The organism is Halomonas sp. (assembly GCF_014859505.1).
Classification (GTDB): Bacteria; Pseudomonadota; Gammaproteobacteria; order Pseudomonadales; family Halomonadaceae; genus Halomonas.
In genome coordinates, this window is the sequence record NZ_JACUUD010000209.1 from 1 (window position 1) to 3,324 (window position 3,324).

The 3,324-nt window shown below is 68.4% G+C and carries 3 protein-coding genes and 1 pseudogene; 2 read left to right on the forward strand and 2 right to left on the reverse strand.

Features of this window, described 5'->3' with window-relative positions:
* The first annotated feature begins 132 nt into the window (after window positions 1-132).
* On the forward strand, window positions 133-1,707 hold the full coding sequence (gene ahpF, locus IBX53_RS15440; protein ID WP_290911060.1) for an alkyl hydroperoxide reductase subunit F: 1,575 nt from the start codon (window positions 133-135) through the stop codon (window positions 1,705-1,707).
* 99 nt (window positions 1,708-1,806) lie between these two features.
* On the opposite strand, the gene IBX53_RS15445 is transcribed toward ahpF, so the two are convergent.
* On the reverse strand, window positions 1,807-2,172 hold the full coding sequence (locus IBX53_RS15445) for a DUF6164 family protein (protein ID WP_290911063.1): 366 nt from the start codon (window positions 2,170-2,172) through the stop codon (window positions 1,807-1,809).
* A gap of 23 nt (window positions 2,173-2,195) precedes the next feature.
* Window positions 2,196-2,783 (reverse strand): peptidylprolyl isomerase, encoded by a 588-nt coding sequence (locus IBX53_RS15450; protein ID WP_290911066.1) that lies wholly within the window; start codon window positions 2,781-2,783, stop codon window positions 2,196-2,198.
* A gap of 277 nt (window positions 2,784-3,060) precedes the next feature.
* On the opposite strand from IBX53_RS15450, the pseudogene IBX53_RS15455 reads away from it, so the two are divergent.
* Window positions 3,061-3,324, forward strand: a pseudogene (locus tag IBX53_RS15455) (c-type cytochrome biogenesis protein CcmF); the annotation flags it as partial.

Here is a 3,324-nt window from a genome sequence, read left to right on the forward strand (position 1 = left end):
GGGCCTCGCCGCCTCACCCGGGCGTTCGCCCGGGTGTCTGCTACCCGTCACAAGCATGCCTCGAGCGGCGCCTTCGGCGTTCGCACGGCTTCCTTGTGACCCCGTTTCGCGCACATGAAGGAACCCGCTGTCATGTTGGACGACACTCTGAAAAGCCAGCTCAAGGCCTATCTGCAGAAGGTGACCCAGCCGTTCGAGATCGTCGCTTCCCTCGATGACGGCGCCAAGTCTCAGGAGCTGCACGGTCTGCTGACCGATATCGCCGTCCTGAGCGACAAGATTTCCCTGCGCACCGACGGCCAGGACGCGCGTCGTCCCTCCTTCGCGCTCAACCGTGGCGGCGAGGCGACCGGCCAGGGTGCAGAAACCGGTATCGTCTTCGCCGGTATTCCCATGGGCCACGAGTTCACCTCCCTGGTGCTGGCGCTGCTGCAGGTGGGCGGTCATCCGCCCAAGGTCAGCGATGAGGTGATCGAACAGATCAAGGGCCTCGAGGGTGAGCTGCACTTCGAGACCTACTACTCGCTCTCCTGCCAGAACTGCCCCGACGTGGTCCAGGCGCTGAACCTGATGGCGGTGCTCAACCCGGGCGTCAGCCACGTGGCCATCGATGGCGCCCTGTTCCAAGGCGAGGTGGAGGAGCGCCAGGTGATGTCGGTGCCCAGCATCTACCTCAATGGCGAGCCCTTCGACCAGGGCCGCATGAGTCTGGAGCAGATCCTGGCCAAGGTGGACACCGGTGCCGCCAGGCGCGAGGCTGCCCGGCTCAACGACAAGGCCGCCTTCGACGTGCTGGTGGTGGGCGGTGGCCCGGCCGGCGCGTCGGCGGCGGTCTATGCCGCCCGCAAGGGCATCCGCACCGGCGTGGCCGCCGAGCGCTTCGGCGGCCAGGTGCTCGACACCCTGGGCATCGAGAACTTCATCTCCGTCTCCCACACCGAGGGTCCCAAGCTGGCCGCGGCGCTGGAGGCGCACGTCAAGGAGTATGAGGTCGACATCATGAACCTGCAGCGTGCGGTCAAGCTGGTGCCGGCCGGCGAGGCCGGCGGCGAGCACGAGGTGCAGTTCGAGTCCGGGGCGAGCCTCAAGAGCAGGACCCTGATCCTGGCCACCGGCGCCCGCTGGCGCGAGATGAACGTGCCGGGCGAAGCCGAGTACCGCAACAGGGGAGTGGCCTACTGCCCCCACTGCGACGGCCCGCTGTTCAAGGGCAAGCGGGTGGCGGTGATCGGCGGCGGCAACTCCGGCGTCGAGGCGGCCATCGACCTGGCCGGCATCGTCGGCCACGTGACCCTGATCGAGTTCATGGACGAGATGCGCGCCGATGCCGTACTGCAGAAGAAGCTGAAGAGCCTGCCCAACGTCGAGATCATCCTCGGCGCCCGCACCACCGAGGTGAACGGCGACGGCACCCGCGTCAATGGCCTCACCTATGAGGAGCGCGCAAGCGGCGAGGTCAAGCGCCTCGACCTGGAGGGCATCTTCGTGCAGATCGGCCTGGTGCCCAACACCGAGTGGCTCAAGGGCTCCCCGGTGGAGCTCTCCGAGCGCGGCGAGATCATCACCGACGCCCACGGCACCACCAGCGTGCCGGGCATCTTCGCCGCCGGCGACGTGACCACCGTGCCCTACAAGCAGATCATCATCGCCATGGGCGAGGGGTCCAAGGCCGCACTCGGCGCCTTCGACCACCTGATCCGCAGCTGACCGGCAGGGCCGGGGCTCTCGCGCCCCCGCCCTTCACAGCGACGCTCCCGCAGGCCAGGCCTGCGGGAGCGTCTTTGTTTTCAGGCCTGCTTCGAGGCGTCAGTCGATCAGGCGCAGGAAGGGCAGCAGGGTGAGGGCCAGGATCCCCGCCACCGCCACGGCCACCAGCAGCATCCGCACGGGGCGATGGCGCAGGCGCGTCCACAGGGTCGGCGCCTCGCCGCGCTCGGCCAGGTCGTCACGCTCCTGGCGAACCCGCTCGGCGAGGCCCTGCTGGTAGGCGTCGAGGGCCTCCCGGGCCGCCTCATACTGGCCCTCGTCGCGCAGCCAGATGGCCGCCACGCCGAGCCCCCAGAAGCCGGCCCGGGTCTCGTAGGTGTCGAAGCCGTGCGCCTCGAGCAGCGCCCGCACCTCCTCGGCCTCGGCGTCGGGCACGTTGCCCAGCCGGAACAGCAGTCTTGCCACGTCTTGCTCCTTGCGCGGGCGGTTCAGGGCAGCTCGGCGCGCTCGATCACCACGGGCTCGCGGGGCACGTCCTGGAAGGGGCCCTGGCGGCCGGTGGGCACGCGGCGGATGGCGTCGACCACCTCCATGCCCTCCACCACCTGGCCGAACACCGCATAGCCCCAGGTCTGGCCGGACTGCGGGCTGACGTGATCCAGGAAGCCGTTGTCGGCCACGTTGATGAAGAACTGGGCGGTGGCGGAGTGGGGGGCGCCGGTGCGCGCCATGGCCAGGGTGCCGCGGCGGTTCTTCAGGCCGTTGTCGGCCTCGTTGGTGATCGGGTCGCGGGTCGCCTTCTGGCGCATCTCCTCGTCGAAGCCACCGCCCTGGATCATGAAACCGTCGATCACCCGGTGGAAGATCGTCCCGTCATAGTGGCCCTCCTGCACATAGGTGAGAAAGTTGTTGACGCTCTCCGGGGCCTCGGCCTGGAACAGCTCGATGCCGATGGCACCGTGGCTGGTGTGCAGGATGACATCGGGGGTGGCCTCCTCGGCCTGGGCCGTGGGGAAGGCGAGGCCGAGGGGCAGGGCGGCGGCAAGCAGCAGGGCGGGAATCAGCGGACGTTTCACGGGCGGGTCACCATGGTTGTGAAAATCGAGGGTCAGGAAATCAGGCCCCAGCATAAGGCCCCGTCGAAGCCCTGTCAGCGTCCGTCTTTCGCGTACGTTGAGGCAGCGTCCGGCAATGTTTGACATGGGTCACAGCCCTGCTCAAAAAGAGGTATCTAGTATGGATCTTATGGGGGGATTCCCCGACCATTCCCTGCATGGGGGTCGGCGCCAGCCGCCGGCCCGGTGACTCCAGGCCCGATCAGCCGGGCCTCAGCGGTGGCGGGAGGGGCAGCAGATGGTGGCAGAACTCGGTAACTTTGCGCTGATCCTGGCGCTCTGCCTGGCGCTGGTCCAGAGCGTGCTGCCGCTGGTGGGCGCCCGGACCGGCAGCCTGCGGCTGATGCGCACGGGGGGCTTCCTGGCCAGCGGCCAGTTCGTGTTCCTGGCGATCGCCTACGGGGTCCTTACCTGGGCCTTCCTGGCCAGCGACTTCAGCGTGCGCTACGTGGCCAGCCACTCGGCGCTGAGCCAGCCGCTGATGTACAAGATCACCGCGGTG